Here is a 26515-nt window from a genome sequence, read left to right on the forward strand (position 1 = left end):
TCACTTCCCGGTGGGCGGACGGAACACCGCGAACGGGTCGGTGATCTGCATCCCCTTGCCCGCGAAGGAGAACAGCGCCGCCGGACGGCCGCCGCTGCGTCCGGGCGGAGCGGTGTGGCCGGTGGGCAGGAGCAGCCCGCGCCGGGACAGCACACGCTGCAGGTTCGTCGCGGACACGCGGTAACCCAGCGCAGCCGAGTACAGCCTCCGCAACGCCGAAACGGTGAACTCTTCCGGGGCGAGTGCGAAGCCGAGGTTCGTGTAGCAGAGCTTCGAGCGGAGCCGGTCCCGCGCGCGCAGGACGATGGACTCGTGGTCGAACGCCGTCCGGGGGAGCTCGGAAACGTCGTGCCACTCGGTGTCTTCGGGGATCTCGGGGTCCACATCGGACGGTACGAGGCCGAGGAACGCCGTCGCGACGACGCGGGGGCCCGGCACCCGGTCCGGCGCGCTGAAGACCGCCAATTGCTCCACATGCTTCAGCTGGCGTACGTCGACCTTCTCCGCGAGCTGCCGCCGGATGGACGCCTCGACGTCTTCATCCGGGCGAAGCCTGCCGCCGGGAAGGGACCAGCGACCGAGGTGCGGATCGAGCGCGCGCCGCCACAGCAGGACCCGGAGTGTGTCCGAGCGCACTTGAAGGACCGCTCCCAAAACCTCGTGGGCGAGGGGGGTCTGGGTGTTAAGATGACTTCGCACGGTTTTCGATTATAAGGCGAAAACCGGAGACAGGTCCAGGAGGGCCAGAACGATGACGAGCACCCTGCAGAACGACTTGACTCCGTACGGTGGCGTGGTCGCCGACGCGGCTTGGGCGGAGGAGGTGCGCAGCCTCGCGCGCAAACGCGACGCCGTCCTGCTCGCGCACAACTACCAGGTCCCCGAGATCCAGGACATCGCCGATTTCACCGGTGACTCCCTCGCGCTCAGTCGTATCGCGGCGAGCAGTGACGCGTCGACCATCGTCTTCTGCGGCGTGCACTTCATGGCCGAGACGGCGAAGATCCTGGCGCCGGAGAAGACGGTCCTGATCCCGGACGCGCGGGCGGGCTGCTCGCTGGCGGACTCGATCACCGGCGCCGAACTGCGCGCCTGGAAGGCCGAGCACCCCGGCGCGGTCGTCGTCTCCTACGTGAACACCACGGCCGAGGTCAAGGCGGAGACCGACATCTGCTGCACGTCGTCGAACGCCGTCGACGTGGTCGCCTCCATCCCCGCTGACCAGGAGGTTCTCTTCCTGCCGGACCAGTTCCTCGGCGCGCACGTCAAACGCGTGACCGGCCGCGAGAACATGCACATCTGGGCCGGGGAGTGCCACGTGCACGCCGGGATCAACGGCGCCGAGCTCGCCGAGCGGGCTTCGGAGAACCCGGACGCCGATCTGTTCATCCACCCGGAATGCGGCTGCGCGACCTCGGCGCTGTACCTGGCGGGCGAAGGCGCCGTCGCCCCCGAGCGGGTCAAGATCCTCTCGACCGGCGACATGGTCCACGCCGCCCGTGACACCAAGGCGAAGTCGGTCCTCGTGGCCACCGAGATCGGGATGATCCACCAGCTGCGCAAGGCCGCGCCGGAGATCGACTTCCGTGCGGTGAACGACCGGGCGTCCTGCCGGTACATGAAGATGATCACGCCGGCCGCCCTGCTGCGGTCGCTGCGTGAGGGTGCCGACGAGGTCCACGTCGACGCCGAAACCGCCGCCCGTGCCCGCGCTTCCGTGCAGCGCATGATCGAGATCGGGCAGCCTGGCGGCGGAGAATGAGCGACCCGGTTACCGCTCTCCAGGCGAAAACCCACCCGGTCTGGGAGGCCGCCGCCGATCTCGTGGTGATCGGCAGCGGGGTGGCCGGGCTCACCGCCGCGCTGCGCGCGCACGAGCTTGGCCTGCACGTCCTGGTGGTCACCAAGGCGACGGTCTCCGACGGCAACACCCGCTGGGCGCAGGGCGGCATCGCGGTCGTGCTGGAGGGCGAGCACGAGCGAGGCGACTCGGTCGGCAAGCACGCCGAGGACACGCTCACCGCTGGTGCCGGGCTCTGTGACGAGGACGCCGTCCGGTCGATCATCGCCGGCGGCCCGGCCGCGGTGGCCCGGCTGCGGGCCGAGGGGGCGCGCTTCGACCCCGCGGCCGAAGGGCGGCCCGAACTGGCCCGCACACGGGAAGGCGGGCACAGCGCGTTCCGCGTCATCCACGCGGGTGGCGACGCGACCGGCGCGGAGGTCGAACGGACACTGGTCGCGACGGCCGGAGGACGGCGGATCCCGGTGCTGGAGCACCACATCGCCGTCGACGCGATCCGCACGCCCGCGGGCGAGGTCGTCGGGGTGACCGTCCTGGACCACAACGGCGTGCCCGGCGTCGTCCGGGCGTCCGCGGTGCTGCTGGCCAGCGGCGGACTGGGGCAGCTTTACCAGGCGACGTCGAATCCGGAGCTCGCCACGGGGGACGGGCTGGCGCTGGCGTTGCGCGCGGGCGCGCAGGTCGCGGACGTCGAGTTCGTCCAGTTCCACCCGACGGTCCTGTTCACGCCCGGCGCGCGTGGCCGGCTCCCGCTGGTCACCGAGGCGGTACGCGGCGAGGGCGCGACCCTGCACGACGCGACGGGTGCCTCGGTGATGCGCGGGGTCCACCCGCTCGGGGATCTCGCGCCCCGGGATGTCGTTTCCGCGGCCATCACACGCCGCATGGTGCAGGCGCCCGGCGGCGTCGACGACCACGTCTTCCTCGACGCCACCGGGATTTCCGGCTTCGCCAAAAGGTTCCCGACCGTGCACGCGGCGTGCGCGGCGATCGGGCTGGACCCGGCGAAGGAGCCGATCCCGGTCACGCCCGCGGCGCATTTCGCGTGCGGCGGCGTGGTGACCACTGTGGACGGACGGTCTGGTGTTCGCGGTCTCTACGCCGCGGGCGAGGTCGCGAGGACGGGGCTGCACGGCGCGAACCGCTTGGCCTCCAACAGTTTGCTCGAAGGTCTGGTGGTCGGGCAGCGGGTGGCGGAAGCGGTCGCCATCGACCTCGCCGCCGGCCTGCTGGGTGACCCGCGCCGCGGTGTGCTCCTGCCTCCGGTGAAGGCCCCGGTGGCCGATCGGGACGCGCTGCAGCGGGCGATGAGCCGGTACGCCGCCATCGGCCGCGACGCCGAAGGGCTGTCGGTCGTCGGCTCGGTGCTGGATCTTTCGGTGATCGAGAGTCCTTTGTGGACGCCAAAGACCGTTGAGGACGCGGCGCTCACCCTGGTGGCGGAGGCCTTGGTCGCGGCGGCCGCGCGCAGGACGGAGTCCCGCGGCTGCCACGTACGGACCGATTTCCCCGAACGCGACGACGACAGCTGGCAGCGCGGTCAGCTCATCCGGCTCAGCCCGTCGGGGCAGCCGGTGCTGGCCGATCCGATCGCTTTGGAGGGTGTGGCATGAGCGAATTCTCCCCGTGGGTGGTCAAGGCGCTGGCCGATCACGGCCTCGACGTCGCCGACGTGCGGCGCGTCGTCACGACGGCGCTGGCCGAGGATCTGCGGTACGGGCCCGACGCGACGACGAACGCCACCGTGCCCGAATCCGCGCGTGCGCTGGCCGAACTCACGCCGAGGACGGCCGGGGTGGTCGCCGGGATCCCGGTGGCGCTGGCGGTGTTCGACGTCGTGCTCGGTTCGAGCCTGGAGATCCTGGCCGCCCGTGACGACGGCGATCGGCTGACCGCCGGTGAGCCCGCGCTGGTCGTGCGCGGTCCGGTGCGGGGCCTGCTCACCGCCGAACGCACCGCGCTGAACCTGCTGTGCCACCTGTCCGGTATCGCCACCGCGACCGCCGCCTGGGTGGCCGCGGTGGAGGGAACCGGTTGCCGGGTCAGGGATTCCCGCAAGACGCTGCCCGGGCTGCGGTTGCTGGAGAAGTACGCCGTCCGCGCGGGCGGCGGGGTGAACCACCGGCTCGGGCTCGGCGACGCGGTGCTGATCAAGGACAATCACGTGGTCGCCGCCGGTTCGGTGACCGCCGCGCTCGCCGCCGCGCGCGAGCACGCGCCCGAACTGCACTGCGAGGTCGAGGTCGACGACCTGGCCCAGCTGGAGGAGGCGCTCACCGCGGGCGCCGACGAGGTGCTGCTGGACAACTTCACGCCCGACGAATGCGCGAAGGCGGTCGACCGGCGTGACGAGGTTTCCCCGAAGACCCGCCTGGAATCCTCGGGCGGTCTGCGGCTCGACGTCGCGCGGGCGTACGCGGAGTCCGGTGTGGACTTCCTCGCCGTCGGGGCGCTCACGCATTCCTCACCCGCACTCGACCTCGGGATGGACCTGCGCTGACCTCCGGCACTAGAATTCCCTTGTGTGACAAGGGGATTCTGGAGGAATGGTGGGCTTTGCCGGTAAAAGTGCCGTCGCGGGATGCGTCGGTTTCATGGCACTGCTCGGCACCCCCGTCCCGTCGACGGCGGTCGCCGAGCAGTGCGCCAACCCGACGGGCACCTACACCGCGGCCGTTCCGTGGGGCCAGCGGCTGATCGATCCCGTGCGGCTCTGGCCGCTGTCCCGCGGCACCGGCCAGCTGGTCGCGGTGATCGGCACCGGCGTCGACGGCGGCAACGGCCAGTTCGCGCCGGGGCAGCTGCTCGGCGGGCAGGGCACCGAGGCCGAAGACTGCGACGGCCGGGGCACGATCGCCGCCGGGATCGTCGGCGCGCAACCGGATCCGTCCACGACGTTCACCGGGATCGCGCCCGGTGCCAAGATCCTGCCGATCCGCTACACCCAGGTGAACGGCGGCGGCGACCCCGGGCAGCTCGCGGGCGCCATTGAAACGGCGCTGAACCGCGGCGCAGGGATCATCCTCATCGCCGTCCCGGCCGCTTCCGATAGTCCCGCGCTGACCGGCGCCGTCTCGCGCGCCAAGGAGAAGGGCGCGCTGATCGTCTCGCCCGCCGCGGGGACCCAGCAGGGCCAGACGTCGTACCCGACGGCCACACCGGGGGTTCTCGCCGTGGGTTCGACGAACCAGGCGGGGGAGGCCGTGCAGACGGAATCCGGTTCGTACGTGGGGATTTCCGCGCCCGGCGCCGAACTGGTCAGCACGTCCGCCGGCGCGGGCGGGACGGTGGCGCACCGGTGGCCGGTGAGCGATCCGAGCCTGGCCGCCGCGCATGTCGCCGGGGTCGCCGCGCTCGTGCGCGCGTACCACCCCGAGCTGTCGCCGGAGCAGGTCGTCGCGCGGCTGACGCTGACCGCGCACCGCGGTCCGAGCGGTGGACACGATCCTCGCCGGGGCTGGGGCGCGATCGACGCCTACGCCGCCGTTTCCGCCTCGATCCCGGCCGGTACGCCCGGCCCGGGAGGACCGCCGAGCGTCGGTCCGGACACCTTCGTGGTCCCCGCGGCGGCTCCGGCACCCACCAGTGCGGACAAGGTTTCGGGTGTGCTCGCCATCGCCGGGGTGGCCCTCGCCATCGCGGCGGGCGTCGTGGTGGCCGCGGTCCGGCGGGGCAAGCGCCGGGGCTGGAAACCTTCGCGATTCCGCGCCTCGTGAGCGGCAGCGGTGTACTGGGGGACACCGCCACCGCTCACGAGGTCTTTCGCGACCCCCTGGGGTTTTAGGGGACGGATACGCAGGCGGTCGAGCCCACGATGGCCACGCCGTCGCCGACACGGGAGACGTGCACGTTGAAGTCGGCGCCGTCGCGGCTGAACTGCGCGATCAGCTCACGCGGGTTGCTGCGGTCGCGCCACCGCCAGCCCTGGCTCTCCAGCATGGGCAGGACGTCGTCGACGAGTTTGCGGATCGCGTCGGTCGCGTCGTCCACGCGGAGGCCGTACTGCCAGCAGAGCGACCGGCCCGGCTGGGTGGGGTCGCAGTCCAGCTCGCCTTCCACGGTGCGCTCCGCGCTGGTGCCGAAGGTGCCCGCGACACCGTCGATGACCGCGGTGAGGTCCTCGGCCAGCGGGTCGAGCTCGGTGTGCTTCGTGATCATGAACAGTCCCTCACAAGCCTCGTCCGACGCCTTCGATGACCATCTCGCGCAGCGAGCCGCCGGTGAAGCCTTCGTGCGTGACCGCGCCGCCCGTGATCACACCGTAGATGTTGTTCCACGAATCGGAACCGGGTTTCAGCACACCGCTGTGGGAATCGAACCCCCACTGCAGGTCGCCGTTCGCGTCGCGGCCGGTTTCCAGTTCGACGACGCCGGGGAAGCGGTCGGGGTCCGCTCCGTGCCCGGCGCCGAGCCATTCGATGAGGCCGGCGTTGCCCTGCGCGATCACGATCGGGTCGAAGGGGGCCGTCATGGAGTACCGCTGTACACCGGCCTGGCTGGCCGGGAGGTCGCTCGGGCTCCAGATCCCGTGCCCCATACCCGCGGACTCGACGTGCAGCACCTGATCGGCCTTGAGCCCGAGCTGCTCGGCGAGCCCGACGGTCGCGCCGCCGTAACTGTGCCCGACGGCGGTGACCACCACACCGGGTCCGGCGTGGCTGTCGATCTGGCCGCGCAGTTCGTCGCCGAACGCCTTGAGATCGGGCGCCATCGTCTGCGCGTAGTGCGCGGCCGGGCCTTCGGTGACGACGTTCTGGGGGAAGACCCCGTCGGCCCAGACCACCATCGCGGTCCGGCCGGTGGCGTCCGCGGCGACCAGGCTCTTGCCGAGGTCGGCGTAGCTCTGGAAGTTGTCGAACGAGGTGTTGACGCCGGGGACGAACAACCCGACGTTGCGGGTGCCCGGCTCGATGCGGCCGACCAGTTCGACGATGCGCCCGTTACCGGACGGGTCGAACCTCAGGATCTGCCGGTCGTTGGCGAGGATGTCCTCGTACAGCGCGATCCGCGTGCGCGCGCTCGCGATGTCGTCGGCTTTCCCACCCTGTGCGAGGAGATTCGCGAGCCGCTCGCGTTCGGCGGTCAGCGCGTCGGTGACCTTCGTGCGGTTCTCGGCGATCGCGGTGGCCCACGAGCCGGTGTCGGCCGCGCCGCCGACGCCTGCCGGATTCCCGGCCTTGGGCAACGGGTTCTCCGGCATCAGCGACCGGTACGAGGCGGCGACCTGGACGTCGGCGCGCCGGTAGCCGCCGCCCGCGGCCGTCAGTCCCTGGTGGATGACCGTCGCCTTGATGATCTGGCCGTCGAGTTTGCCCGAGACGTCTTTGATCGTCTTGGTGTACGTGGCCGAAGCCGCGCTGGAAGCCGAAACCTGGCCGAACGCGGTCGCGGGGACGTTCTCACCCGCCAGCGCGGTCTGCGCGGTCTTGAGCACGCCGGCGCGCTGTTCGAGTTCGGCCGCCGCCGCTTCGAGCCTGGCGGGGGCGACTCGGTAACCGCCCGCACTGGATGCCATCACCGAGCCGCCTCTCCTGGTCGGGAAAATCAGTACTGTTCGGGTTCTTCGCCGAGCACGGCGGGAGCGACCGGGGACGACTGGCCCCAGACGTTCTCGGTCTCCACGAGCCACGGCGGGATCCGTCGTCCGGAACCCATGTCGCCGCCCGCGCCCATGCCCATCGGCATCATGGGCATCATCGGCATCGCGCCCTTGGCCGCCGCCGCGCCCGCGGCACCGGCCGCTCCGCCGGCGAGCCCGCTCATCGCGCTGCCCGAGCCGCCGTCGCCCGCCAGACCGGAGAACGCGGCCGGGGCCTCACCGGGGCCGGAGAACCCGCCACCGCCACCGGCGCCGATCGCGTCACCGTCCAGCGACGGCGCGCCGCCACCGCCGATCGGGATACCGCCGCCGGCGCCACCCGCGGTCGCGCCGGCCGCACCGGCACCGCCGCCCGCGGGCTCGCCGTTCTTGTCCTTGTCGTTCTTGCCGTTCGCCCACGCGGGCACCCGCGGCATGATCGAGCCGAACCGGCCGAACGCGGCGGCCGAAGCCGCGGCGAGACCGGCGGTGAACATGTCGCCGAACAACGGGTTCGACTTGGGCGGCTGGCCGGGCTGCCCGGTGGTGGGCGGCGTGGAGCCGTCCGAGGGCAGCGGATGCGTGTTGTCGCCGGGAACGACGCCGACACCCGGCGTCCCGCCGATGTTGTTGCCGACCGAACCGCCGGGGGCCGTGCCGCCACCGGTGACCGGCGGCGGGGTGACGGCGTTCGGCGAGGCCGGAATCGACTCCTCGGCGGTGGAGTACTCACCCGCGAGCTGCGTCATCACGACGATCGCCTTGCTGTGCGCCGCGCTGGCCGCGCTCGCCGCCTGCTGCTGCGCTTCGACGTTCGCGATGGCCTGCTGACGCTGCTGGGCGGCGTTGATGATCGTCGCCTGCGACGAATCCGGCGGCAGGAGCGGCGGATTGACGGCCAGCGCGAGATCGGCGGGGGAGACGTCCGGCACCGCGACCGGCGGCGGCATCTCCTTCTTGGCCTTCACCAGCGCGTCCGCCGCGTCCTCGAGGAGGTGGTTCATCGCGTTCGCGGTCTGGGCGACCTTGCGGATTCCGCCGACGAGGTCGGTGATCATCGTGTGGTACTTGTCGGCCGCTCCGCCGGTCCAGCTGGTGGAGAAGTCCTTCAGCTCGCCGGTCAGGTTCTCGGCCTGCTCGAACAGCCCGGAGCCGGTGGACTGCCATTTGTGGGCCGCGTGGCGGGCCGTGTTGGGGTCGCCCGCCTGCAGCATCGCGTAGAGCTGCTGGTGCGAATACGCGGCGAAGTTCGTGTGCGCGGTGTCGGTCATCCCTTGTTCCCCCCGCCGTTCGAGCCGCTGTTACCGCCCAGCACGCCCCCGAGGACGTTGAGCAGCGGATCGAGCAGCCCGGTCTGCTGGCTCGAGTGGTGCATGTCGCCCGCCACCGAATCGTCGGCCGCCGCGTAACCGTCGGCGACGGTCGTCGTGACGTCCTGCGCGAACGTGATCGCGCCCTTGACCTGATCCAGCAGGCCCTGCATCTCGGCGACGGCGGCCTGGTGCGCCTTGTTGAGTGAACCCGCCTCCCCGAACTCGCCGAACAGCAGCGGCTGTTCGCTCAAGGTCAGCAGGAAGTCGTTCGGCTTGGACATCGCGTGGATCTGGGTCTCCAGTTCCCGCACGAAGTCCTTCAGTGATTCCAGATGGACGTAGTACGACTGGTCTTGCATTGATCCCGGCTCTCTCGAAATCGGCCATGCCAACAAGGGACGACTACGCGCAAAGCCGGCCGGCCGGTGCCGAGGGGGGTGAAAGCACCGGCCGGCCGACGGTTGGGGATCAGCCGGCGAACAGGCCCTGGTTGCGGTTCTCCAGGCTGTGCTGGAGATCGTGGGCGTCGCCGACCTTGCCACCGAACTGCGCGATGATCGCCACGATGTCCGCGGTGGCCTGGCGCAGGCGGGTTTCAGACGCACGGGCGGCCTCACCGGCGGAGCTGCCGGAGGCGTACCAGGTCTGGGTGATCGGCTGCAGGTTGGTGTGCAGCTGTTCGAGCTGTGAGGTGAGCGCCTTGGCCTTGGCGGCCAGCGAGGCCGAGCTGTGCTGCAGCGCGGCGAAGTTGATTTCGACGACGTCAGCCATGATTGGTGGTCCTCTCGCGGATCAGGGGTTCAGCCGGTGGATCACGGTCTGGTCGACGACTCCGCTGACGCCGGTGAGGCTTTCCCGGACCTGCTCGTCACCCGAGTTGTAGTTCCGGTTGCTCTCGTGAACGAGGCGCGACATCGTGTTGAGCTCGTTCACGGCGATGGTCATCTTCTCCTGCAGGCGGCGCTGCAGGTCCCAGAACGCGACGGCCTGGTCACCCTTGTAGTTGTGCAGGGTCTGGGTCAGCTCGCTCTCCAGGCTGGCCATCGTGGTCTTGGCGTTCGACGCGGTTTCCTCGAACCCCTGGACGGCGCGCGCCATCGCAGCTGCGTCTGCCTGATATCCCGTACCGGTCATTGATGGGCCACCTCCTCTCATCTCGCTGGAAATCCCGGTGAGCACCAGGGGACGCCCTGTCTGCTCTTGTGAAGGACACGCTAGAAAAGAGGGGAGTGCGGTCAAACGGCACAACTGCCGGTCGCGGTGACGGCACTATTACCCACAGGTCGGCGGTAGGGCTTTCCCCACCCTCGATCAGGGGGAGTACTCCAGTGTCCGGATCGGAGCTTCGCGGCACCCTCGAATCCATGGTGGACAAGGGATCCAGGGCAGTACCGCACCGCCCGTTGATGATCTTGACGGCGGCGATGGCGGTACTCGGCGTCATAGCGCTCGGGGGCCTGGTTTTCGACGATCGCAGCCTCGTCAACGCGCCCCTTTGGCTCAAACCGCTCAAGTTCACGATTTCCGTCGGGCTCTACGCGGTGACCCTGGCCTGGCTGATCGGGCAGCTGACCCGCGGCAAACGGCTCGGCTGGTGGCTCGGGACGGTGTTCGCGGTCGGCCTCGGCATGGACATGGCGCTGCTGTTCTGGCAGATCGCCGTCCGCGGGCGGACGCTGCACTTCAACCGGGAGACCCCGGTCGACCAGTGGATCAACAACATGGTCGCGAACGGCGCCTTCACCGGCTGGGCGGCGACGGCGGCCATCGCGATTCTCCTGTTGTTCCAACGTCTTCCCGACCGGGCGATGAATTCCGCGTTGCGCGCGGGTGCCGCGTTGTCGGTCGCCGGAATCGGGATCGCGCTGCTGATGTTCGGGCCGAACGAACAGCAAATGGCCCAGTTCCGCGCCGGCGAACGGCCGTCGATCGTCGGTGCCCACGCGGTCGGTGTGCCCGACGGCGGGCCGGGGCTGCCGGTGCTGGGGTGGAGCACGGTCGGCGGGGACATGCGGATCCCGCACTTCTTCGGCATCCACGCGATCCAGGTGCTGCCGCTGGTCGCTTTCGGGCTGCTCAAACTCGCCGGGCGGTATCCGGTGCTCGAATCGGAATTCGTCCGGCGGAACCTGGTGCGGACCGCTTCGGCGGGCTTCGCGGGATTGCTCGTGCTGCTCACTTGGCAGGCTCAGCGAGGACAATCCATCGTGCACCCGGACTTCTGGACGCTGGTCGCCGGCACCGGGATCATCGCCGTCGTGGCGGCGGGTTCGGCGCTTTCGCTTCGGCAGATGCACCAACTGGTCTGACGCTCAGTGTGTCTACTTTGGACTGGGGGCCGTTCGCACGCGAACGGCCCCCAGTCGGTCGTCTCAGACTCCCGCGGTGGTGCGGATCCAGCTGCGGCTCGCCGCGACACTGGCGTAGTTCTGGGTGCCCTGCGGGTTCGTGCCGGAGTTGCTGCCGGTCGAGCAGACGCCGACCTGGACGCCGTTCGCGAGCTGCGGGCCGCCCGAGTCGCCGTGCCAAGCGGAACCGTTGATGCCGACGCTGGCGATGGCCTGGCCGCCGTACGCGTCGCTGCTGGTGCCGGTGATGCGGACGTTGGCCGTCTTCAGGACGCTCGAAGGTGGGTTGTTGCCCTGGGTGCGGCCCCAGCCGTAGATCTGGTTCGTGGTGCCGTTGGCCGGGTTCGCGGTGCCGAGCTTCATGTAGGTCGTGCTTACCGCGGTCGTGAGATGCAGCAGGGCGATGTCGCCACTCGGGGCGGCCTTCTGCTGGTCGACGTCGGCCTCGGTGCCCTGGTTCAGGTTGACGTTGCCGACCTTGACGTGCATGCCGGGCTTGTTGAGGCAGTGCTTCGCGGTGAGGACCCACTGCGGCGCGATGATCGTTCCGGAGCAGTTGAAACCGCCGAACGCGGTGGCGTCGTCCCAGTAGATCTGGGCGCCCCACGGCGCGGAACTCACGGTGCCGCCGCCGATGATGTCCTGGCCCGCGTTCGCGGCGGGGGTGGCGGCAAGGGTCAGCGCCGCGGCGGCGCCCGCCACCGTTGCGACGATCTTGGACATACGCATGAATACGCCCTTCGGCCTGCGTCGGGGAAACCGTTTCGAGTCGAAACGGTTTCACCAAGTTAGGTCGCGGTAAGGGTTTTAGTAACCTACCGAAGTCGGTAACCGCCGTGACGAATGTATTGGTGCGTCCGTTGTATCCGTTTTGCTGGAAAAGTGTTCGTCTTTAGGCTGTCGGAGTGACGACCAGGGTGATCGTGCTGAACGGCGGCTCCAGTTCCGGCAAGTCGGGGATCGCCCGCTGTCTGCAAGCGGTACTGCCGGACCCCTGGCTCACCCTCGGCGTGGACACCTTGATCAGCGCCATGCCCGCCGCGGTCGACGAGGGGATCGACTTCGCCGAGGACGGCGGGGTGAGCGTCGGATCCGGGTTCCGGCGGCTCGAAGACGCCTGGATGGCCGGTGTCGCGGCGATGGTGCGGGCGGGGGCCAAGGTTGTCATCGACGACGTTTTCCTGGGTGGCGCCGCATCGCAGCAGCGGTGGCGCGACGCGTTGGACGGGCTCGAAGTGCTCTGGGTCGGCGTCCGGTGTGACGGTGCCGTGGCCGCCGGGCGGGAGATGGCTCGCGGGGACCGGGTCGCGGGAATGGCGGAGGCACAGGCCGAGATCGTGCACCGGGGCGTGGTCTACGACGTCGAGGTGGACACCGGAGCGAACGAGGCTCTGGCCTGTGCCAGGGAGATCGCCTCCGCTATCGGAAGGTGAGCTGCACCTTGACCAATTCGCCGCCCGTGGAGAAATCGCTGCCGACGACCGAGCAACCCCCGCTCAAGGTCTTGCAATCGTAAGCGCGGTCGTCGAACGACATATGCCGGTAGACCGTGGCGGTGGTCGAGATGACGCCGTTGGCGTCCGCCGTCGGATATCCGATGACGTAACAGCTGCCGTCCTCGGTGGGGCATTCGAGCAGCAGGATCTGGCGGTTGGCGTCGAGACCGCCGGCCGTGACGGTCACGGTCTGTTCGGCGGCGAGATTCGTCGACGGTGACACGGACATCGTCCAGCCTCGCGTCTGGGCCGCCGCCGTGCCGGACAGGCCGACGACGGCGATCGCGGCGGTGACAGTGCTGGTGAACGCGCTGGTGGCCGCGCGCCTCGAAAGTTTCACAATTCCCCCTCGTGTCCGATTCGCTTTCCCAGCCTGCCGTCGTTATGCGAGAGGCGTCAACCCCTTCGATTCGTTATCACGCGCGTCACAATCGAGTGCGCCGGATTTCTGAGGCGGATGACAAGCGCGCGGGTATGGATTGCCTGGTGCGAACGGCGCCGAGTACGGTTCGGTCCGCTACCTCGATTCCGTTGGCTGTGAAGGATTTGAGCCCTATGACTCTGGCGAATCGACGCGCCTTCCGGCTGCTCACGGCCGGCGTGGTGCTCTCGCTGGGAGCCTTTTCGCTGAGCTCGGCTTCCGCCGCCCAGGGCGAGGTCGACGCTCCGCGTGCGGACGCGCCCACCATGGCCGCGGGTTTGAAGGCGTCGTATTTCGTGCGGAATACCGTGTCGCGGATCGCGAAGCTGAACTCTCAACTGGCTACCGGTGAGGGACGTTTCGATGGCACTGTCGACTCGGTGAAAGAAACCCTCACGGGGTCGATCACTTTGCCACCCACAGTGGGCGCGTATTTCGTGGCTTTTCGCTTCATGCCGGTGACGAGCACTGTCAGCCTGGTTTCCGAGGGCGACCAACACGGGGTATTGGTGAAGAACCCCGGCGACGCGGGTGTGGTGGCCCCGAGGCTTTTCCCGGACGGCAAGAAGTACCTGTCGGTGATCATCGACCTGACGCTCAGTCTCGGCCTTCGCCTGAGCGACACCAAGGTCGATGCCAAGGTGCTCGATCTGGGACCCAATTGCAAAACGGCGGCTCCGCTGACGATCAAGGTCAAGGGATTGACGGGGTTGCAGGACACGGCGCCGCCGACGGTGCTCACGAGCAGCTTCGAGATCCCGCCGTTCTCGGGATGCGGGGTGCGGGAGGATCTGGACAAACTGCTGACCGGCATGATCTCCGGGCCCGGCAACGAGATGAGCACCACGATCGCGGTGCGGTGCATCAGTACTTGTCCTGAGGGGTAGCTGTTCGTCGGGGAGGTCTGGCATGCCCCTCAGGCTGTCCAATAAGGACACTTTTCGAGGAAAAAGAGTCTGATTTGGGCACTTTGCGCAGTGTGGCCCTGGGGTCGTGAGTGGCAATGGTCGTTCTAACCCTCTTTACCACTCACGACCCCCGCAGGAATCGGACTCCATGACATCAATCGGGCGCGCAGTCCGCGCAAGGTGTCCGTTGTGGACACATCGCGCCGGGGACATCCCCGCGAGTCATTCCGTAATCCCGCGCGGTTGGGGGGCTGCGGTGTAGGTGCGGCCGGTGGGGGTCGCGGCAAGCAACTCCAGACGCTGTTCGTACCAGCCGGCTACCGCCGGTGCTCAGTCCTCCACCGGCTTCGTCCACGCCACCTGCACCAGCCCGGTCCCATGCCGCCGCGACACCAGCACACCCCGCCCGGCTGGCTGCGGTCCCGGCTTCACGTCGCCGAGCAGCGCCCCTTCATCCCGCGAACCGGACATCACGAGACCGGGCGAACCCAGCTCCCGGATCCGTTGCAGCACAGGCTCGAACAGGGATCGTCCGGCGCCGCCGCTGCCGCGCGCGATGACGAGGTGGAGGCCGATGTCCCGTGCCTGCGGCAGGAATTCCAGCAGCGGCTGCAACGGGTTCCGGCCGACGGTCGCGACCATCTCGTAGTCGTCGACGAGCACGAACAGCTCCGGACCGCGCCACCAGGACCGGTTCCGCAACTGCTCCGGCGTGACGTCCGCGCCGGGCAGCCGGTTCCGCATCGCCTGCTGGCACTGCTCGATCAGCCCGCTCAGCACGGTTTCCGAACCCGCGTAGCCGAGCAGATGCGAATCCGGCACCGCGCCCAGCATCCCGCGCCGGTAGTCGGCGACCACGATCGCCGCTTCCTCCGGGGAGTACTTCGACACGATGCCCTGCGCGATCGCGCGCAGGAGCGAACTCTTGCCGGATTCCACATCGCCGAAGGCCAGGAAGTGCGGTTCGGTGGCGAAGTCGAGATGCACCGGCCGCAGGTTCGATTCCGCGATGCCGAGCGTGACCTGCTTGCGGGGCCCGGCTTCCAGCGAGTCCAGCGGGACCTCGGCGGGCAGCAGCCGGACCTGCGGCGCCGCTGCACGAGTCCAGGCCGCCGAAATCCGGCGGTTCAGATCCAGCCCGCCGGCGCCGACGGTGTCCGGCCGCTGGTCCGAGTCGATCCGCGGGAGCGCCGCGAGGAAATGCAGTTTGTCCGCGGTCAGTCCGCGTCCCGGCCGGTCCGCCGGGACGTTCTGCGCGATCTTGCGGTCGATCAGCGAGTCCGCCGGTTCACCGAGCCGCAGTTCGAACTTGGTGCCGATCGCGTCCCGCAACGGCGCCCGCATGCCCATCCACTGGTTGATCGAGACGACGACGTGGATACCGAAACCGAGCCCGCGTGACGCGAGGCTGGTGATCTGTTCCTCCAGCTGCTCGTATTCCTGGCGGATCGTGGTCCAGTTGTCCACGAACAGGAAGACGTCGCCGAATTCGCGGCCTTCCGTGCTCTCCCGGAACTCCGAGCGCCGCTGCCGGAACGTCGTGATCGACTCGATCCCGTTGGCGGAGAAGAACTCCTCGCGCTGTTCGAGCAGGGTCGTCAGCTCCGCCACCACCCGCCGGCACCGCTGGGCGTCGCGCCGCGTCGCGTAGCCGGACACGTGGGGCAACCCGGCGATCGGCGCCAGCGCGCCACCACCCATGTCCAGCACGAACAGCTGGACCTCGTCCGGTGTGTGGGTCAGCGCGAGCATCGCGGCGATGTCGCGCATCAGCGTGCTCTTGCCGCTCTGCGGCGCCCCGACGATCAGCGCGTGCCCGGCGGCGCCGGAGAAATCGGCCCAGAGCATGTCGCGCCGCTGCTCGAAGGGCTTGTCCACCAACGCGACCGGGATCATCAGCTTGCCGTTGCCGCCCCAGCCCAGCGGGCACAAGCCGCGTTCGGGGTCTTCACCGAGCGGAGGCAGCAGCTGGTCCAGGGTGGGCGGTTCGGCCAGCGGAGGAAGCCAGATCTGGTGCGCCTCCGGGCCTTTGCCTTCGATCCGCGAGATCATCGCGCCGATGATCGTCTCGCCGGTGCCCTTTTCGACCGGCTCCTCGGCTTCTACGGTCACCGGGATCTCGACCGGCGCCAGCGTGAACGGCATCAGGCCGAGACTCCGGCCGTCCTTGCGCACGATCTTGCTGCGCGGCGGCAGTTCCCCCGAGACGTACGCGGCCTTGAGCCGGATGAGGGTGTCGTTGTCGGACTTCAGATACGCCGAACCCGGCACGGGCGGCAGCTGATAGGCGTCCGCGACGCCGAGCACCGCGCGGCTCTCCGACGCGGAGAAGGTCCGCAGGCCGATCCGGTACGACAGATGCGAATCCAGCCCGCGCAGCCGTCCTTCCTCCAGGCGCTGCGAGGCCAGCAGCAGATGGATCCCGAGGCTCCGGCCCAGCCGCCCGATCGCGACGAACAGGTCGATGAACTCCGGCCGCGACGACAGCAGCTCACTGAATTCGTCGATGATCACCAGCAGCGACGGCAGCGGCCGCAGGTTGACGCCCGATTCCCTGGCCTTTTCGTAGTCCCGCACCGACGCGTAGTTCCCGGCGGCGTGCAGGAGCTCCTGACGCCGCAACAGTTCGCCGTTCAGCGCGTCCGCCATGCGGTCGACCAGCGCGAGGTCGTCGGACAGGTTGGTGATGACGGCGCAGGTGTGCGGCAGCCCGGTCATCCCCGCGAACGTCGCGCCGCCCTTGAAGTCGATCAGCGCGAGGTTGAGCTTCTCCGAAGAATGCGTGACGGCGAGCGCGGTGACCAGCGTCCGCAGCAGCTCGCTCTTGCCGGATCCGGTCGCGCCGATGACGAGACCGTGCGGACCCATGCCGCCTTCCGCCGATTCCTTGAGGTCGAGTTCGACGGGCCTGCCTTCGGGGTTGACACCCAACGGGATCCGCAGCCGGTCCCGTGCCGAACGCGGTGCCCAGGTGACCGCGGTGTCGGTGTCGCGCGGATCGCCGATACCGAGCAGCCCAGCCAGCCCGAACGTCGCCGACATCGGCGCCTCGCTGACCACCGCCGCCCCCTGGAACAGCGGCGTCAGCATCCGGGACAGCGCCTCGGCGGCCCCACGGTCCAAGGTGTCCGGCTTGCCGAGGAACCCGAGCCGCTGCTCCGTCCCGTCGCCGACGACCATGCCGAGCTGATCGGGACTCATGTGCAGGCTCAGCAGCCGGTCCGACGAGACCGAACGCGGCTGCTCCGTGCCGATCTCCACCACGGTGACGCCGAGCCTGCCTTCTTCGGCGACGAGCCGGGTGTCGCCGTGGACGTGCCCGCCGTCGACGATCACGACGATATGCGGCAGGTCCAGCCGGGTGTCCGGTCGCCGGGTGAACGCGGGCCGGTCGGCGAGGTCGGGGCCGAGGAGGTCGGCGAGCTTTCCGGAGTCCGCGTCCACGAGCCGCCGCGGACCGGCGGCGTCGGCCGCGATCGAGGCGACATGCGGCAGCCACTTCGCCCATTCCCAGTCGTGCAGCCTGTCGTCCTTGACGCACAACGCGATCCGCAGGTCACCGGGCGAGTGGAAGGTCGCGAGCTGGGTCAGCAGCGCCCGCGCCGTGCCGAGCGTGTCCGGGCGGCGGCCGGACAGGCTGACCTGCGCGAACGACCGCAGCGAGATCGCGACCGGGAGCCCGTCCACCGTCGAGTAGGTGCGGATGAAGTGCTTGAGGTTCGTCGAGCACACCGGGTCGAGGTCTTCCAGCGGCACGGTCTGCGGCGCCTTGAGCGGTGTGGCCAGCCGCTGCGGCCCCGTCCCGACGCGCACCTGCCCGAACTGCGGATCGGATTTGCGGCGATCCCACAGCTTCCCGGTCTCGATGTACGCCCACAGATCCGCCGGGTCGGGCTGCAGGGCGGCCATCGCCGCGCGCTGGTTGTCCGCGATCTCGCGGACCTGGCCGCGCAGACCGGTCAGATACCGCTGGTAGTCCCGGCGTTCCTCGTTGATCTGCGCCTTCTTCTGCGCGCCGCCGCGGCCGAGCGACATCACCACCATGCCCACCATCGCGGTGAGGAACAACGCGCCGAAGATGTAGGTCATCACCCCGCCGTCGCGTCCGATGTAGACGAACGACATGGCGCCCATGCCCAGCATCATCGGCATGAACATCAGCAGCTGCATGGCTCCGCCGGAGGAGCCCTTCGGCAGCATCGGCGGGGACTGCAGGACGATCTCACCGGGCTGCTCGCCCAGGGCCGGCAGGCGGTCGCGAGTGGCGCTCATCAGGGTCTTTCTGGCCGCTTGTGGGTAATCCTGCCGATCATTCTGGCCACTCGTGCCGCCCTTGCGGTGGGTACTTTTGCCGTCCGCTCACGTCTGGTGGCGAACTTACGCTGCTGGTCACGCAGACGTGGGGGAACGAGAGAAGGAGAGCCATGGTCGGCACGGGCGAGTACCGGGCGGAGCCCGAGGCCATGCGCTCGGCGGTCGGGAACCTGGGCGGCATCATCATGCAGGGCATCAACGTCGTCGCCGACCTCGAACGCACCGTCCTGCAGCCGATGTCGTTCGCCACGTTCGGCAGCGCGGTGGCGGCGGCCAACACGGCGATGCAGAGCCAGCAGGTGGTCGCGGTCCGCACCCTGCTGCAGCTGCTGCAGCAGATCAACGGCTTCATCAAGAGCAGCGCCGACGCGTACCAGGCCGCCGACGAGGCGGTCGCGGGCGGATACGGCGGCCGCCCCGGCGGCGGTGCCGGATCGACGTCCTCGTCGATCTGGGGGAACTCGCACGCCTCCGAGCTGGCGACCCTGGCCATCAACGACAGCGCCGGCGCCAACGGCGAGCCGTCTTCGGTCGGCAACGTGCTGCGCTACCTGGAGGACGCGCGGCTGGGGCAGCTCGGCGACCACCCGATCACCGACACGCGGTTCCACGGCGTTTCGGATTTCAACGACTGGCTGGCCGGCGACGCCGACAACCAGGCGCGGGTCGGGGTCATCGAGGTCTACGCGGGTACGGCTCGCAACTTCGGCGACGTACCGGGCGGTGTGCACAGCGGCGACGTCGTCGTGGTCGAGCCGCTCCTGTTCTCCGACAGCAAGCCGATCATCGCCATCGCCGGAGAGGGCGGGCTGCTCTACAACCACGGACTCGTCGAAGCGGATATCAACGGCCTGGCGAAGGTCAGCGTCTACCGCCCGGCTTCCGTCTGACTTCGGGCCTGAGGAGCGACATGCTGACTTACCCCAATTCCAGCGCGATGGACGCCACGGCGTCCTCGGGCGGGCCGATCACCATCCTGCCGCAGATCCTCACCGGCCAGCCGGAGCAGATCGCGAAGCACGTGCTCGAGGTGCTCAAGAAGGCCAACGAGTTCCTCACCATGTACAACGAGGTGACGAAGGCCGCCGAGCAGCTGGGCAAGATCTGGTCCGGCGGCGCGTCGGACTCCGCGCTGAAGAAGATCACCGATTCCCTGAACTCGCTGACCAAGATCATCCAGGTCGTGCAGAAGGGTGCCGAGCTGCTCGGCATCGCCGGGACGCTGATCAAGACCGCGCAGACCGCGTACAAGGCGGTGGTCTCGGCGGTGAACCCGACGGTCGCGGGCTTGATGTCGAATCCGTGGACCTACGGTGCCGCGGTCGCGCTTTCCACCGCCACCAGTGCTTCGCTGCGCGCGTTCATCACCGCGATCGGCGCGCTGCTGAAGGCGCTCGGCGTGGTCGACCTCGCCAACCAGATCACGCAGATCGCCACCATCATCGGCGAGGTCCAGAAACTGTTCGGGCACAACGACGCCGGTGACAACGGCGCGGCGGGCAACTCGGCGGTCTCCGGCACCCCGGTCACCAACCCGCAGGCGCCGGGTTCGGTCGCCAGCGGTTCGGGGCAGGCCGCGATCGGTGGTTCCGGTGGCGGCGCGGGCGGTGGTTCGACGCCGGGCGAGACGCCGCCGTTCACCCAGTACCGGCCGCCGGCGTTGGGCGGCAACGGATCCCAGGGCAACTGGCCGGGTGGCGCCGACGCCTGGATCCCGGTGGACAGACCCTCGGGCGGCGGCGCGGGTTCGCCGGGCTCGTTCCCGGGAGCGGGAGCGGTCGCGGGCAACGGGAACACCGTCACCATCACCACCGACCTGAGCACCGGCAAGTCCACCGTGCAGGCGCCGGGTGGTCAGGACATCGACATCGACATCGACATGAACTACGGCGGGAAGCACTTCGAGCAGCACATCGACATCGACGCAGGCGCGGATTCACCGGCGAAGGGCAGGTAAACCGTGTGGGGGAGCGGTGTGGTCGACGCTTCGGGCGTCGTCAGCTCGATCCTGTCGAATTACCGGCGGCTCGTGGTCGAGTACCAGCGAAGGGTCACCGGTGACCCGTCGGCGTTGACCGCGGCCGGTCAGCGGTGCGGCGACCGGGCGTCGACGGTGTCCGGCCGGGCGGACGAGATCGGCAAGGCGTCGAAGGCGCTCAACGCGTCTTGGGAAGGCGACGCCTACACGGCGTTCTCCGTCTCCGCCGCGAAACTGTGCCAGGAACTCGGCGAGCTCGGCGCGAAACTGAGCGACCAGTCGAACCGGCTGCGGGCGGGAGCGCAGGCGCTTCAGGGCGCGAAGTCCTGTGTGGACTCGATCCTCGCGCAGTTCGACCAGTACGCCGCGCAGCTCACCAGCCAGGCGCGGACGGCGAACGCGAACGCGGTCAACGCGTTCATCTCCGCCGCCCGCCAGCTCGGCGAACGCGCGGCGCAGGCGGCGCAGGAGATCGCCGACGAGCTGAGCGAGGAACTCGCGCGGCTGTTCCCGCCGGAGGGCACCGGCCGGATCGAGCACGAGCTCGGCAAATGGGGTCGCGGCCCGTTGTACTGGCTCAACGGCGAAGCGCTCGACGGCCGCAAGCGCCCGCGTTCGCATCCTTCGTGGTTCGGCAATTCCGGCTGGAAGAAGCTCACCTGGGACGGCCTCGAAGGCACGCGCGCCCCGCGGGCGGGCGACACCCCGTTCGGCAGGCCGAAGCCGGAGACCCTGGGCGGAAAGGCCTGGGGCAACACCGAGATCACCTACGCCAAGTGGAAGCAGGAGCAGGACGGCTTCACTCCGGGGTGGGACGCCAAGATCTCCACGCAGGGCTGGGACTTCAAGGCGTCCGGGCACGCCGAATTGGCCGCCTTCAAGGAAGAACTCGAAGGCAAGAAGGAATGGGGCGTCGCTTCGGCCAGTGCCAAGGGGACCGCGTTCGTCGGCGGTGAGGTGAACGGATCGCTGCAGGCGGGCGCGCACGGGGTCGGCGTGCACGCCAACGCCTTCGTGGGCGGCAAGATCGAAGGCGAGCTCGCGGCGGACGTGGCGGGCGTGGGCGTCGGTGCGAGCGGCACCCTCCAATATGGACTCGGTGCGCAGCTCGACGGCCAGGCGGTCTACGACGCCGGGCACATCAAGGTCAACTTCAAGGCGGGTGTCGCGCTCGGGCTCGGTGCCGGGGTCGGCGCGAAGATCGACATCGACCTGCCGAAGATCGCGGACACCTTCGGCGAGTACGGCGGTGCGGCCGTCGACGCGGTGAGCGGCGCGGCGGGCCAGGCGGCGGACGCCGTCGGCGAGGCGTGGGACGACGCGATCTCCTACGTGGGCACGTGGTGACGGGGATGAACGACATGGCGACGCAGGACCGGGTCTCCCTTCCGCTCGGCTTCGACATCCCCGACGGCTGGGTGCCGGTCGAGCCGTCGTCCGTGGGTGCCGAGGGCGCCGTCTTCGTGGCGGTGCACCGCGGGACCGCGTCGGAGTTCACCCCGAACATCACCCTGAGCGTCGGGCAACGGCCGGACCAGGCGCAGATCACCGACATCGCCGACGAGGCCGTCGAACGGCTCGGCCGGTCCATGGCCGCGCTCGAAGTGGTGCGGCGCAAGGTGATCGGCACCGGGATCGCGCCGGGCGTGACGCAGGTGCTGCGTATCCGCACCGGCGAAGGGCAGGACCTCGTCCAGACGCAGGTGCAGCTGACCGTGCCGGGGGCGAGCCCGGCCGAGCGGCTGATCCTCGAGATCGCCTGCACCGCGACCCCCGAGGCGGCCCGCGGCCTCGGCGACGACTTCCGGCGGTTCGTGGGCAGTGTCCACGTCCGGCGGGATACCACCGCAGATGAAGGAGAAGACTCGTGACCACCGACCCCTACGCCATGCCGGACATGGACGAGTTGCTGGACCAGGTCCGCAAGCAGACCGAAGAGGTGCAGCGCATCCAGCGTTCGGTCGAGGCGATGGAGGTCAAGGCGCACTCCCGGCAGAACGAGGTCACCGTCGTGCTGCGCGGGGACGGCCGGTTCACCTCGATCGACATCGACCCGCGCGCGGTGCGTCAGTACGACGCGCGCAACCTTTCGGAGATCGTGCTGGAGGCGGTCAACAACGGGCTGCAGAAGCTGGCCGAGGCCAGCAGCGCGAAGTTCGCCCCGGTCATCGAGTCCGCCAAGTCGATCGAAGCATGACGGCCGCGATCGCGGGCTCCACCCGGCGCGTCACGGTGGTGACACCGCGGGCGCGCGTCGATGTGGCGCTGCCGCAACAGAGCACGTTCGCCGAACTCGTCCCGCAGCTCGTGCGGCTCGCGGGTGCTTCGGGGCAGGCGTCGGCCGAACATCCCGGCTGGGTGCTGTCCCGCCTCGGCGGCGCGCCGCTCGCGCTCGGGCTCACCGTGGCCGCCGCACAGGTGCGCGACGGCGAAGTACTCCATCTGACCCCGCGGGAACGCCCGCGGGGTCCGCTGCTGTTCGACGACGTCGTCGATTCGATCGCCAGCGTCGCCGAGGCGGGCACCGGCCGCTGGGGACCGTCGGTGGCACGCAAGGCGGGCATCGTCGCGTCCGTGGTGCTGCTGCTCGCCGGTGGGCTGCTGGTGCAGGCGGCGGCGTCCGGGAGTGTGCTCGCGCCGATCGGGACCGGGCTGCTCGCGCTGGTCCTGGTTCTTGGCGGTGGCGCGCTGAGCCGCGCGTACGGCGACGCGGAGGCCGGTGCCGCCGGTGCCCTCGCCGGGGTCGGCGCGGCCCTGCTGGCCGGGATGTCGATCCTGTCGCCGCATCCGCTGTTCTCCCTGTCGGCGGGACCGCTGGCCGCCGGGCTCGCGGTGGTGACCGTGTACGGCGTGATCGCGGCCGTTTCGGTGGCGGACCGGTTGCCGTGGTTCGTCGCGGTGACCGTCGCGGCCGGACTCGGCGCGATCACCACCGCCGTCGTCCTGCTGGCCGACGTCCGCCCGGTTTCGGCGGCCGCCGTGGTCGCCGTCGTGGCGACGGCACTGGCCGCGGTGGCGCCGATGATGGCGCTGCGGCTCGGCAGGCTGCCGCTGCCGCGGGTGCCGGACGACATGGACTCGTTCCGCGCCGACGAGAACCCTTCACTCGGCGAGGACATGGTCGGCGGGACGACTTACGCGCAGGCGTTGCTGACCGGGCTGCTCGTCGCGCTCGGGCTCGTCGTGGTCTCGGCGTCGGTGGTCCTGTCGTCGTCCGGCGGGGCCTGGGAAGCGGGGCTGTGCGCGCTGCTGGGCCTGGCGCTGATGCTGCGCTCGCGTGCGTTCGCCGGCCGTTCGCAGCGGCTCGTGCTCGTCGGTTTCGGGGCGGCGGCCTTGGTGGCGGCCGGTTTCTGGCTCGCCGCGAGTGGTCCGCGCTCGTTCGTCTTCGCCGCCGGTTGTGCCGTCGTCGTCGCGGCGGGCGTCTGTCTCACCTACGCGACGCGTGTCGCGAAGGGACGGCGTTCCCCTTACTGGGCAAGGACTCTCGATATCGTCGAGTTCCTGGTGCTGCTCTCGCTGATCCCGTTCGTCGGCATGATCGCGGGCGTCTACGAGGCCGTCCGAGGCTGATCCCTCTCTTCCCGCATTTCGTCCTCTGAATGCGATCGTTGCGCGACGTGACGATCGCATTCAGAGGACGAAATGCGTCACGTCCGTGGAGGATTCCTTCCCTACCCTCAGAGAAGAAAGGAATCCTCCACGGACCGTCCCCTCAGTTCTCCAGCGCCAGCGGCAGGGTCCGCCGGACCGCCGCCGCGTGCCGTCCGTGCAGCGGGGTCACCGCGATCCCGTTCGGCCGCACCGTTTCCGCCCCCGGCCGCCCGCCGACCCGGATGGTCACCTCGGACTTCTCGCGCCCGCCGGGGGAGCGGTACAGCGTGTACGAAGTCGCGGTGAACGCCGAGCCGGGGACGTGAAGATCCAGTGTCCGCGCGAGATCCCGCTCGGACCGCGGCCGGTAGCAGACCTGCGACGCGCCGCCCCAGTCCCAAGAACGCCAGCCGTCGACCGGCGCGCCCTGGCCGCTGCCGAGCGCGACACGCAGGTTTTCCGCCACCTCACCGGCTTCGAGCACGGTGCTCTCGAACCCGGCTTCGGCCAGCGCGCCCATGAGCGACAGCGCCGCGCACGCGGTGCTCCGCAACGCGCCCAGTTCCCCGCCGCCCCTGGCGAGCGCCGCGATCGGCGCGTCCTCGGGCCGGTACCGGACGGTGAGCCAGCGAACGCGCAGCACCGACTGTCCATTGGGGACTGTCCAGGTCAGCAATTGCGCGCTGGACAAAGGGATTCCGGTGCTCGTGTACGCGTCACGTAGGATGCCGACGAGCAGGTCCGGCGTCGGCGCCACGGCACCGGGGGTGAGCCGGACGATCGCGCTCCATCCGTCGCTCACCTCGGCGACGCCGAACCGGTTGCCCGCGCGGTCGACGTGCTGACGCACCCGGACCGGGCCGGCGAGCCGGTGCAGCGGATCGGGGACTTCGGGCTTCTCCCGGCGCTTCAGCCGGTAACCGGCCCAAGTGAGCAGCCAGCCCGCGACATGGCGTCCGGCGAAACGGACCGAGGTCGTCAGCACGAGGACGCCGGCGACGGCGGCGATGCTGATCCGCGCGGCCTGCGGGATCCCGTCGACGGTGAAGGCCAGCAGGATCGCGATCCCGGCGATCTCCCAGAGCGCCGCCTGCAGCGGGCGGACCGGCAGCAGCCAGGGCAGGGGTGCCGCACCCGCGACACCTCGCGCGGGCGCGTGTTCCTTGACCGGGCGGGCCGGGGCATCAACCGACAAGGACTTCCCCTTCTCCGTGCACGCGCCCGACGGTAACCCCGCCCCGCGCGGGGGAGGGGCGTAAAAAATACCCTCACCGCGAACCTGGGCCGGACCTAACGTGAGCACCCTCGGAACGGGTGGGCACGAACGGCGGGGGACGGGAGCGTGTGGACGCAGCGGGACCAGATCCAGGCCTACCAATTCCTTCGCAGGAGACTGGTTTCGGCACTGGTCTCGGCTGACGCCAACCATCCGGTCGCCCCGAGCCGCAGGCTCGTCATCGGCACCCTGTGCGGACTCGGCGTGGCGTTGCTGGTCACCGCGGTGTTCGGCGTGATCGGCCTGCTGAACCCCTCCGGCGGCAAGGACTGGCTGGCCGGCGGCAAGGTGATCGTCGAAGAGGGCACCGGCGCGCGCTACATCCTCGGCCAGGACGGCGCTCTGCATCCGGTGCTCAACTACGCCTCCGCGCGGCTGATGGCGGGCGGCAACGGCGAGGCCACTGTGACCGTCCCATCGGACAAGCTCGCGAAGGCGCCGAGGGGTTCGCAGATCGGCATCCCCGGCGCTCCCGATTCGCTGCCCGCGGCGGCCGCGCTCGTCAAGACCCCGTGGACGAGCTGCTCGCGCACGACCCAGGACGCGCCCGCGTCCGCCGAACCGGAGACGACGGTGCTCCTCGGCGCGCCCGCCGCCGGGATCGACCTGCCGAGGGATCAGGCCGTCGTGGTCCGCGTCCCCGAGGGGGAGCGCTACCTCGTGACGGCCGGGCGCCGCTACAAGCTCACTTCCGAAGCCGCCACGGCGTTGCAGTTCGACACCTATCCGGCGATCGCGGTGTCCTCCCGGTGGATCGGCACCGTCGCCGCCGGACGCGATCTGGCCTACCGCGCGGTCGAAGACGCCGGGCGGCCCGGCCCGAAGGTCGGCGGCTTCTCGACGAAGGTCGGCTCGGTGCTCGGCGTCGTCGACGCGATGGCGTCGCCCAACGACGCGACGTCGTACTACCTCGTCCGTGCCGAAGGGCTCGAACCGATCGGCCAGACCGAGGCGAGCCTGCTGATCAACACCCCGCAGAACGCCGACGCCTACACCGGCGTCCCGGCGCCCGTCGCGGTGCGCGCGGCCGACGTCGCCGCGGTGGCGAAGGTCGGCACGGCGAGGGCGGGTGGGGCCGATCCCGCGGAGTATCCCGACCGGATCCCGCGAAAAGCGCCCGTTACCGGACAGTCCGTGACGTTATGCGCACAGGGTTCTCGAATCGTTATCTCCGCACAGGTCCCGTTGCCGCAAGGTGCGAAGGCGATCCCGGTGACTGCGCGGACGGACGCGTTGGTCGCCGATGCCGTCTTCGTGCCCCCGTCGGGAGGCGCGGTGGTGGCGGAATCCGGTTCCGGCACGGTCTACGTCGTCACCGACACGGGCCAGAAGTACCCGGTGGCGAGCACTGAGGCACTCGCTTCCCTCGGCTACGGCCAAGCCGAACGGCAACCGGTTCCGAATGGATTGCTGGCACTGGTTCCACGCGGTCCCGCGCTGGATCCGGCGCAAGCGGGTCGTGCGGTGTCCGCGGCGGGTGGGACGGGGTGA

At 69.8% G+C, this 26515-nt stretch carries 25 protein-coding genes; 14 read left to right on the top strand and 11 right to left on the bottom strand.

The window, feature by feature from the left end:
- Complete coding sequence (locus AB8M46_RS39050) at positions 1–636, bottom strand: NUDIX domain-containing protein (RefSeq protein ID WP_016336019.1); 636 nt, start codon at positions 634–636, stop codon at positions 1–3.
- A gap of 115 nt (positions 637–751) precedes the next feature.
- On the opposite strand from AB8M46_RS39050, the gene nadA reads away from it, so the two are divergent.
- The 4 genes from nadA to AB8M46_RS39070 are packed head-to-tail and all read left to right on the top strand — an operon-like array spanning position 752 to position 5517.
- A complete protein-coding gene (nadA, locus tag AB8M46_RS39055; RefSeq protein ID WP_063277377.1) occupies positions 752–1762 on the top strand; it encodes a quinolinate synthase NadA in 1011 nt (336 codons plus the stop codon).
- On the top strand, positions 1759–3414 hold the full coding sequence (locus AB8M46_RS39060; protein ID WP_394363424.1) for an L-aspartate oxidase: 1656 nt from the start codon (positions 1759–1761) through the stop codon (positions 3412–3414). The genes nadA and AB8M46_RS39060 overlap by 4 nt, the downstream gene beginning before the upstream one ends.
- Positions 3411–4301: a carboxylating nicotinate-nucleotide diphosphorylase gene (gene nadC, locus AB8M46_RS39065; protein WP_378429046.1), complete on the top strand. Its 891-nt coding sequence runs from the start codon at positions 3411–3413 to the stop codon at positions 4299–4301. The genes AB8M46_RS39060 and nadC overlap by 4 nt, the downstream gene beginning before the upstream one ends.
- Positions 4302–4347: 46 nt before the next feature.
- Positions 4348–5517, top strand: coding sequence for a S8 family serine peptidase (locus tag AB8M46_RS39070; protein WP_394363425.1), 1170 nt, complete (start codon positions 4348–4350; stop codon positions 5515–5517).
- 64 nt (positions 5518–5581) lie between these two features.
- Here the strand turns inward: AB8M46_RS39070 and AB8M46_RS39075 are convergent, their stop codons facing one another.
- From AB8M46_RS39075 to AB8M46_RS39100, 6 genes are all read right to left on the bottom strand, one after another.
- Positions 5582–5959: a hypothetical protein gene (locus tag AB8M46_RS39075; protein WP_037344784.1), complete on the bottom strand. Its 378-nt coding sequence runs from the start codon at positions 5957–5959 to the stop codon at positions 5582–5584.
- A 10-nt stretch (positions 5960–5969) separates the two neighbouring features.
- Positions 5970–7316, bottom strand: coding sequence for an alpha/beta hydrolase (locus tag AB8M46_RS39080; protein WP_394363444.1), 1347 nt, complete (start codon positions 7314–7316; stop codon positions 5970–5972).
- 29 nt (positions 7317–7345) lie between these two features.
- A complete protein-coding gene (locus tag AB8M46_RS39085) occupies positions 7346–8650 on the bottom strand; it encodes a WXG100 family type VII secretion target (RefSeq protein WP_394363426.1) in 1305 nt (434 codons plus the stop codon).
- Positions 8647–9051 carry a hypothetical protein gene (locus tag AB8M46_RS39090; RefSeq protein ID WP_037344789.1) on the bottom strand — a complete coding sequence of 135 codons (405 nt, stop codon included), beginning with the start codon at positions 9049–9051 and terminating at the stop codon, positions 8647–8649. The genes AB8M46_RS39085 and AB8M46_RS39090 overlap by 4 nt, the downstream gene beginning before the upstream one ends.
- Positions 9052–9160: 109 nt before the next feature.
- Positions 9161–9463, bottom strand: coding sequence for a hypothetical protein (locus AB8M46_RS39095; protein WP_005155348.1), 303 nt, complete (start codon positions 9461–9463; stop codon positions 9161–9163).
- Between the two features lie 21 nt (positions 9464–9484).
- The gene (locus AB8M46_RS39100; protein WP_076153289.1) at positions 9485–9826 is read right to left on the bottom strand and encodes a WXG100 family type VII secretion target; all 342 of its coding nucleotides are present in this window, start codon (positions 9824–9826) and stop codon (positions 9485–9487) included.
- Positions 9827–10056: 230 nt separating this feature from the next.
- On the opposite strand from AB8M46_RS39100, the gene AB8M46_RS39105 reads away from it, so the two are divergent.
- Positions 10057–11001 carry a hypothetical protein gene (locus AB8M46_RS39105; RefSeq protein ID WP_394363445.1) on the top strand — a complete coding sequence of 315 codons (945 nt, stop codon included), beginning with the start codon at positions 10057–10059 and terminating at the stop codon, positions 10999–11001.
- 63 nt (positions 11002–11064) lie between these two features.
- On the opposite strand, the gene AB8M46_RS39110 is transcribed toward AB8M46_RS39105, so the two are convergent.
- Positions 11065–11769, bottom strand: coding sequence for a trypsin-like serine protease (locus AB8M46_RS39110; RefSeq protein ID WP_052120975.1), 705 nt, complete (start codon positions 11767–11769; stop codon positions 11065–11067).
- A gap of 176 nt (positions 11770–11945) precedes the next feature.
- Between AB8M46_RS39110 and cpt the strand changes: the two genes are divergently transcribed.
- Positions 11946–12473 carry a chloramphenicol phosphotransferase CPT gene (gene cpt / locus AB8M46_RS39115; protein ID WP_394363427.1) on the top strand — a complete coding sequence of 176 codons (528 nt, stop codon included), beginning with the start codon at positions 11946–11948 and terminating at the stop codon, positions 12471–12473.
- Here the strand turns inward: cpt and AB8M46_RS39120 are convergent.
- The gene (locus AB8M46_RS39120; RefSeq protein WP_394363428.1) at positions 12460–12876 is read right to left on the bottom strand and encodes a neocarzinostatin apoprotein domain-containing protein; all 417 of its coding nucleotides are present in this window, start codon (positions 12874–12876) and stop codon (positions 12460–12462) included. The two genes, cpt and AB8M46_RS39120, sit on opposite strands and share 14 nt — an antisense overlap.
- Before the next feature lie 215 nt (positions 12877–13091).
- Here AB8M46_RS39120 and AB8M46_RS39125 point away from each other — a divergent pair, with 215 nt between their 5' ends.
- Positions 13092–13844, top strand: coding sequence for a hypothetical protein (locus AB8M46_RS39125; RefSeq protein ID WP_394363429.1), 753 nt, complete (start codon positions 13092–13094; stop codon positions 13842–13844).
- Between the two features lie 351 nt (positions 13845–14195).
- Here AB8M46_RS39125 and eccCa read toward each other — a convergent pair whose 3' ends face one another.
- Positions 14196–18137 (bottom strand): type VII secretion protein EccCa, encoded by a 3942-nt coding sequence (gene eccCa / locus AB8M46_RS39130; protein ID WP_394363430.1) that lies wholly within the window; start codon positions 18135–18137, stop codon positions 14196–14198.
- A gap of 152 nt (positions 18138–18289) precedes the next feature.
- Here eccCa and AB8M46_RS39135 point away from each other — a divergent pair, with 152 nt between their 5' ends.
- From AB8M46_RS39135 to eccD, 6 genes are read left to right on the top strand one after another with little or no spacing between them, the layout of a single operon-like run.
- Positions 18290–19069: a WXG100 family type VII secretion target gene (locus tag AB8M46_RS39135; RefSeq protein ID WP_037344800.1), complete on the top strand. Its 780-nt coding sequence runs from the start codon at positions 18290–18292 to the stop codon at positions 19067–19069.
- A gap of 20 nt (positions 19070–19089) precedes the next feature.
- Positions 19090–20136, top strand: coding sequence for a hypothetical protein (locus tag AB8M46_RS39140; RefSeq protein ID WP_125735315.1), 1047 nt, complete (start codon positions 19090–19092; stop codon positions 20134–20136).
- Positions 20137–20154: 18 nt separating this feature from the next.
- The gene (locus tag AB8M46_RS39145) at positions 20155–21504 is read left to right on the top strand and encodes a WXG100 family type VII secretion target (protein WP_125735314.1); all 1350 of its coding nucleotides are present in this window, start codon (positions 20155–20157) and stop codon (positions 21502–21504) included.
- A gap of 14 nt (positions 21505–21518) precedes the next feature.
- Positions 21519–22028, top strand: a complete 510-nt coding sequence (locus AB8M46_RS39150) for a hypothetical protein (protein ID WP_038522815.1) — start codon at positions 21519–21521, stop codon at positions 22026–22028.
- A complete protein-coding gene (locus AB8M46_RS39155) occupies positions 22025–22354 on the top strand; it encodes a YbaB/EbfC family nucleoid-associated protein (protein ID WP_016336001.1) in 330 nt (109 codons plus the stop codon). The genes AB8M46_RS39150 and AB8M46_RS39155 overlap by 4 nt, the downstream gene beginning before the upstream one ends.
- Complete coding sequence (gene eccD, locus AB8M46_RS39160) at positions 22351–23727, top strand: type VII secretion integral membrane protein EccD (RefSeq protein WP_125735313.1); 1377 nt, start codon at positions 22351–22353, stop codon at positions 23725–23727. Before AB8M46_RS39155 ends, eccD begins: the two co-directional genes overlap by 4 nt.
- 142 nt (positions 23728–23869) lie before the next feature.
- On the opposite strand, the gene AB8M46_RS39165 is transcribed toward eccD, so the two are convergent.
- Positions 23870–24943 (bottom strand): type VII secretion protein EccE, encoded by a 1074-nt coding sequence (locus tag AB8M46_RS39165; RefSeq protein WP_394363431.1) that lies wholly within the window; start codon positions 24941–24943, stop codon positions 23870–23872.
- Positions 24944–25090: 147 nt separating this feature from the next.
- On the opposite strand from AB8M46_RS39165, the gene eccB reads away from it, so the two are divergent.
- Positions 25091–26515, top strand: a complete 1425-nt coding sequence (gene eccB, locus AB8M46_RS39170) for a type VII secretion protein EccB (RefSeq protein ID WP_394363432.1) — start codon at positions 25091–25093, stop codon at positions 26513–26515.

The sequence above is a fragment of the Amycolatopsis sp. SB7-3 genome (genome assembly GCF_041021335.1).
In the GTDB taxonomy this organism is placed as follows: Bacteria; Actinomycetota; Actinomycetes; order Mycobacteriales; family Pseudonocardiaceae; genus Amycolatopsis; species Amycolatopsis japonica.

Coding starts and splice junctions, on each gene's coding strand:
- nadA (WP_063277377.1), top strand. CDS start 752: ATGACGAGCACCCTGCAGAACGACTTGACTCCGTACGGTGGCGTGGTC.
- AB8M46_RS39060 (WP_394363424.1), top strand. CDS start 1,759: ATGAGCGACCCGGTTACCGCTCTCCAGGCGAAAACCCACCCGGTCTGG.
- nadC (WP_378429046.1), top strand. CDS start 3,411: ATGAGCGAATTCTCCCCGTGGGTGGTCAAGGCGCTGGCCGATCACGGC.
- AB8M46_RS39070 (WP_394363425.1), top strand. CDS start 4,348: ATGGTGGGCTTTGCCGGTAAAAGTGCCGTCGCGGGATGCGTCGGTTTC.
- AB8M46_RS39075 (WP_037344784.1), bottom strand. CDS start 5,959: ATGATCACGAAGCACACCGAGCTCGACCCGCTGGCCGAGGACCTCACC.
- AB8M46_RS39080 (WP_394363444.1), bottom strand. CDS start 7,316: ATGGCATCCAGTGCGGGCGGTTACCGAGTCGCCCCCGCCAGGCTCGAA.
- AB8M46_RS39085 (WP_394363426.1), bottom strand. CDS start 8,650: ATGACCGACACCGCGCACACGAACTTCGCCGCGTATTCGCACCAGCAG.
- AB8M46_RS39090 (WP_037344789.1), bottom strand. CDS start 9,051: ATGCAAGACCAGTCGTACTACGTCCATCTGGAATCACTGAAGGACTTC.
- AB8M46_RS39095 (WP_005155348.1), bottom strand. CDS start 9,463: ATGGCTGACGTCGTCGAAATCAACTTCGCCGCGCTGCAGCACAGCTCG.
- AB8M46_RS39100 (WP_076153289.1), bottom strand. CDS start 9,826: ATGACCGGTACGGGATATCAGGCAGACGCAGCTGCGATGGCGCGCGCC.
- AB8M46_RS39105 (WP_394363445.1), top strand. CDS start 10,057: ATGGTGGACAAGGGATCCAGGGCAGTACCGCACCGCCCGTTGATGATC.
- AB8M46_RS39110 (WP_052120975.1), bottom strand. CDS start 11,769: ATGCGTATGTCCAAGATCGTCGCAACGGTGGCGGGCGCCGCCGCGGCG.
- AB8M46_RS39125 (WP_394363429.1), top strand. CDS start 13,092: ATGACTCTGGCGAATCGACGCGCCTTCCGGCTGCTCACGGCCGGCGTG.
- eccCa (WP_394363430.1), bottom strand. CDS start 18,137: ATGAGCGCCACTCGCGACCGCCTGCCGGCCCTGGGCGAGCAGCCCGGT.
- AB8M46_RS39135 (WP_037344800.1), top strand. CDS start 18,290: ATGGTCGGCACGGGCGAGTACCGGGCGGAGCCCGAGGCCATGCGCTCG.
- AB8M46_RS39140 (WP_125735315.1), top strand. CDS start 19,090: ATGCTGACTTACCCCAATTCCAGCGCGATGGACGCCACGGCGTCCTCG.
- AB8M46_RS39150 (WP_038522815.1), top strand. CDS start 21,519: ATGGCGACGCAGGACCGGGTCTCCCTTCCGCTCGGCTTCGACATCCCC.
- eccD (WP_125735313.1), top strand. CDS start 22,351: ATGACGGCCGCGATCGCGGGCTCCACCCGGCGCGTCACGGTGGTGACA.